The sequence below is a fragment of the Sporosarcina sp. USHLN248 genome, assembly GCF_037144575.1.
GTDB classification, from domain to species: Bacteria; Bacillota; Bacilli; order Bacillales_A; family Planococcaceae; genus Sporosarcina; species Sporosarcina contaminans.
The window spans coordinates 1-5083 of the sequence record NZ_JBBCZC010000079.1; the positions used below are offsets into that span (position 1 = coordinate 1).

At 46.0% G+C, this 5083-nt stretch carries 4 protein-coding genes; all 4 read right to left on the minus strand.

Going from position 1 to position 5083, the window contains the following annotated elements; all coding sequences use genetic code 11:
• Nucleotides 1-292: 292 nt before the first annotated feature.
• The 4 genes from panF to WFH04_RS17830 all read right to left on the minus strand — a co-directional run bounded on the left by panF (nt 293) and on the right by WFH04_RS17830 (nt 4411).
• Nucleotides 293-1735: a sodium/pantothenate symporter gene (panF, locus tag WFH04_RS17815; protein WP_336825627.1), complete on the minus strand. Its 1443-nt coding sequence runs from the start codon at nt 1733-1735 to the stop codon at nt 293-295.
• Nucleotides 1732-2037, minus strand: coding sequence for a YhdT family protein (locus tag WFH04_RS17820; RefSeq protein WP_336825629.1), 306 nt, complete (start codon nt 2035-2037; stop codon nt 1732-1734). The genes panF and WFH04_RS17820 overlap by 4 nt, the downstream gene beginning before the upstream one ends.
• 1143 nt (nt 2038-3180) lie before the next feature.
• Nucleotides 3181-3276, minus strand: a complete 96-nt coding sequence (locus WFH04_RS17825) for a putative holin-like toxin (protein ID WP_336825631.1) — start codon at nt 3274-3276, stop codon at nt 3181-3183.
• Nucleotides 3277-3442: 166 nt separating this feature from the next.
• A complete protein-coding gene (locus tag WFH04_RS17830; RefSeq protein ID WP_336825633.1) occupies nt 3443-4411 on the minus strand; it encodes a nuclease-related domain-containing protein in 969 nt (322 codons plus the stop codon).
• Nucleotides 4412-5083 lie beyond the last annotated feature (672 nt).

The window sequence follows — 5083 nt, forward strand, 5'->3', positions numbered from 1 at the left end:
CATTATGCGTTTTAGACTGAGGTTATGCGCGTGGGAGATAACTTTATGCGTTTGGAGTGAACTTTATGCGCGGGAGGGATGAGGTTATGCGTTTAGGGTGGAGGTTATGCGTTTAGGGTGGAGGTTATGCGAGGGTGAATCGCAAGCATTATGCGTTTTGGATTGAGATTATGGGTGTGGGAGATGTGTTATGACTTTGAGTCGAATTTATGCGTGCGGGAGTTATGTTATGCGTTTCATGGTGGGAATATGCTAAAAAACGGAATCCTTTTGAGGGGATTCCGTTCTTTATTCAAAACCGATAAGCTTCTCGCTTGATGGCGAGGCTGCCGATAATGTAGGCGATGAATGATAGGACGACTGGCAAGGTGACGGTGTGGACGCCGAATAGGTCGCCGTTTGCTGTGTTATAGAAGTGGATCACAATATAGGATGCCATGCCGGTGATCATGCTTAGGATGGCTCCGTATTTGTTGCCGTATTTCCAATAGAGGCCTAAGATAATTGGCCAGATGAAAGCTGCTTCGAGTCCCCCGAATGCAAATAAGTTGAGGAAGATGAGCAAGTCGGGCGGCTGCAAGGCCAATAGGAAGACGATGATACCTAAGATGCCGGTGACGCCTATGCTAATTCGTTTCACCGATTTTTCTGTAGCTTCCGGTTTAATGAAGTTCAAGTAAACATCTTTGACGATTGCTGAGCTAACTAATAGCAACAGTGAATCGACAGTCGACATGATGGCTGCCATAGGCGCGGCTAATACGATTCCCGCTAACCACGGCGGCAAGATTTCAAGCGCAAGCAGCGGAATGACTTTATCAGCTACTTCGATACCCGGCAAAACGGAACGTGCGAAAACGCCGATCAAATGCATGTTCAGCATAATAATACCAGTGACAATCGTGCCGATGATAAGTGCTCGGTGCATAGCGCGCGAGCTTTTATAGCTCATGGCACGGACTGCCATTTGCGGAAGGCCGACGACCCCGACGCCGACTAAAATCCAAAATGAGGAGACGTAGGCGGCTGTTAGACTGCCGTCCGCTCCGAATGGCGTAACGAGATTCGGATTTTCATTCAACAAGTCTTGCATAATGGCCGGGATTCCGCCCCCAGCGATGATAACGCCAATTAATAGGACGAGTGTGCCGACAACCATAATCGCCCCTTGGACGGCATCCGTTACAGCGACTGCACGAAAGCCCCCAATGATGACATATACTAAGACTGAAATCGCAAAAATGAAAAGTGACGTCGTATACTGTAAGCCTGTAAGCGATTCGATCAGCCGTCCGCCCCCGACCCATTGTGCAGTCATTGCGGAAAAAAGGAATATGATAATAGCGATCGCTGATAGAATCGCAACTGCAGAACTTTTGTAGCGCACTTTCAGGAAGTCGATCATCGTGACGGCATTATATTTGCGGCCTAAGATGGCGAATTTCTTCCCTAAGATGAGCAAAACGAAATAGCCCGTAACAACTTGAATCATCGCTAATAAAACCCAGCCGAAGCCGACTGTATAAGCGGTGCCCGGACCACCTAAGAAGCTGGATGCGCTCCCGTATGTAGCGACCATCGTCATCGCTAAAACGAAACCGCCTAATTCACGTCCGCCTAAAAAATAGTCTTGGAGGAAGCCGGATTTCGCCGCCACGGATTTGGATGACAGCAGCCCGATGACGAAAATGCCAATCAGGAAAATGGCAAGTGGAATAATGACGCCCAGGTTCATGGTGCTTCCTCCCCTTCCTCCTCAAACGAAACTTCTTTTAAGAAGAATTTCGTGATGACAATGACAAGTGCTGATATGAGCACGAAGCCAACGACGCAGCTATAGAAAAACCAATCGGGTAAGCCGAAAATGTAATTGTACTCTTCGACAGGCCTTGATCCTAACCCATAGGCAAAGCCGAACCACCAAATGAAGTTGATGATGGCAAGTATGATGCCAATCCATGCTTCCCGATGGGCAATTTTAAAGCGCGGATCGATCGGCTCGTTATGCGCTGATTCGTTGTGCGGCATTTTAGGCATTTTTGCGACTGCTCCTTTCTGAATGATTGTTTGTTAGATTGTGTCATTCGTGTCATTTCTGTGTCTATGGGATTGATTATACAGCATTAATTCAGATGTGGGAGAGGATTTTTGGGAGTTTTGCTTGTTGGGGGCGGTTCTGTGTGGGAGCTGGAAGGGTTATGCGGAGCAGGGTTTGCGTGTGAGGCCAGCCGTTAGGCGTGCGGGCGAGAAGTTATGCGGGTTTGGTTGAGTTTTGCGCGGGGGGTGGGCGTTATGAGGGATTAGAGTGAGTTATGCTCTTGGACTGAAGTTTATGCGTTTGGGGAGCGCGTTTTGCGCGCGGGTGAGAAGTTATGCGGGCTTTGGCTGAGTTTTGCGCGTGGGGTGGGCGTTTTGAGGGCTTGAGTGAGTTTTTGCTCTTGGAATGAGGTTTATGCGTTTGGGGAGCGCGTTTTGCGCGCGGATGAGAAGTTATGCGTTTTGGGGCTGAGTTTTGCGCGTGGGGTGGGCGTTTTGAGGGCTTGAAGTGCGTTATGCTCTTGGACTGAAGTTTATGCGTTTGGGGAGCGCGTTTTGCGTGCGGGTGAGAAGTTATGCGGGGTTTGGTTGAGTTTTGCGCGGGGGGTGGGCGTTTTGAGGGCTTGAGTGCGTTTTTGCTCTTGGAATGAGGTTTATGCGTTTGGGGAGCGCGTTTTGCGCGCGGATGAGAAGTTATGCGGGGTTTGGTTGAGTTTTGCGCGCGGGCTGGACTTTATATGTTTTTAAAAAGTGTTTTTCGATTGGTCAGTAACGTAATTGTTTTGTTGGGAATTATGTGCAGAGGTAGGATTTTTGGGGGATTTAGATTAATTTCGTTAGGGCCTTTGGTTGGCATAGTCGCGGGGATTTGGCTGTCTATCAGTGAAGCGTAGGTCGTGAGAAATGGTTTTTACAAATTTAGGTTTCCTTTAGGACAGCTACAGTAGGCTTGGGTCATTTGCCTCCTGCGGATTTGATAGACTTTCTTCGTATTTTTTGGTATACTTTTGATATGAAATCTATACATTAAGAATGACCGATTGGTGGTGGTGCACCAATCGGTCAGTAATGAGATTGTATCGCTGCAAAGGCGATCGGCACATCACGGAGTAAACCGCTCATGTCCCTATGCTATGTGGCGGTTTACTTTTTTTTCGTAAAAGTGTACGACAATGCAAGGAGTGTTACAATTAGCCCCGAGAAGGCAATCATTAAATTCAATGCTTCGTATATCGTCATGCGCATCAACTCCTTTCCCTCTTGATTTCGAGAGCTCTTGGATCTTGATGTGCCTGCCGCCCATGTACATAACTATTCCATTACTTCATTTAATTATACCACACATACGTTCGTATTAATATAGAGAAGCCTAAAAACGCCCCTTTTCTGGAGCGTTTTTTTATTTTTATTGAGCCGCAAATTCCTTTTTAAATATATAATGCGCCGCTTTTCGTTCCCCGATTACTTGCAGGTTTGTTTTAGCAAGGAGACCACGTGCAACGTGGCGGTTATCGATTTTCGTAAAGTAGCGGAATTCACGGTTTGTCATTTTGGGTTGGATAAGCAAAAACCAATCTTCGACGGCTTTTTGGTGTTCGGTTTGTCCGGAGTGCTGACAATGAGCGCAATTCCATTTTTTCTTTGCCCATTGCATGCCGATCCGGTCGCAATTCGGGCAAATGACTCCCGGAGTAATGTCATTGATGTCGATGCCGTATTTTTCCGTTAGTGGAGAGATTGTGTATTCTTTATGTTGCTGAAGCATTTCTCTCGACAGTTTAGCAATCATTTGTTTTTTTAGGATTTCGTTTTGAACGTTCAGCTCGCGAAAATAGGATGGCGCTTCGTAGGTGAATGCGATTTTCATCTCTGGTTCACTGTTTTGGAATTCAATCTCGTTATCGTGTTTAAATATGATGAGTCCGCTAATCGGTATATCGATATTGCGAGATTTGAGCCATTGCTGCAGAAAATGAATCTTTCGTTCAACTTCAACGATTGGATTGCGCACTACTTTACGGTCGCCGTTCGGGTATACTTTAATGAATTGGGTGGGAGATGATGTGATGACCGTTTTGTAAGAGTAGTTTTTCACTTCGGTGACAACAATTTCTGAAGGTGTGATGAGCAAGGAGTCAATTTGGAAATAGAAGCCATTTTGTTTCAAGTATAGATCGTGCAGGATAGCGTGCGGATATGCTGGCGTAAATTCGGTCATGTATTTGTCGTACTCTTGCTCGCCTTCATAGCCAGCCTTGTATTGATATAGTTCTTTTTGGATTTCGGATTGCTTTTCGTGACTGGCCGGCAATCGGCGGGTCAAGGAAAGCAATCCTTTTAGTTCGTTTGGCATTGTCCGTTTTTTGTAAAGCATTTGATCACCTCTTCTATAGTTTACATGTGGATTTCCTTACTTGGAATACTTTCGGTGAAGCTTGTAATTTAAGCTCTTTTACGGGTTTGAAATTTAATTTTGCGGGATTCCTGCGGGTAAAAATTTGATTTTGAGAGTCGTGGGGATAGTATGTTAGTAGATTTTATGCGTTCTTATCTCGGATTATGCGTAAGAGTGAAAATTTTTAATTGTTTTTTTGAGTATGCGGTATGTAATAGTTTTGCGTCGCAGATAAGCGTTTCGGGAGGCGGTTTATGCATCGATGATTTTTGCGTTTGGTCGCGGAGGAATGTGTTTGTCTAAGTTTTAGTGGGTCGCGATGAATGCTTTTGACAAATTAGGGGTTGATTGGCGGGAATTTGGATGGGCTGGGTCCAGGAGATGCGAAGGCGTTTACCGGGAGGGATATGCGCGTTTGTTGGCCGTTTTGCGTTTTGAGGAGGATTTATGAGTTGTTGCTTTGGGTTATGCGGGGCGGGACGGGGGTATACGTGATTCATTCGATTTATGCGTTTCAGGATGAGGTTTATGCGTCGATGTTTTTTGCGTTTGGTCGCGGAGGAATGTGTTTGTCTAAGTTTTAGTGGGTCGCGATGAATGCTTTTGACAAATTAGGGGTTGATTGGCGGGAATTTGGATGGGCTGGGTCCA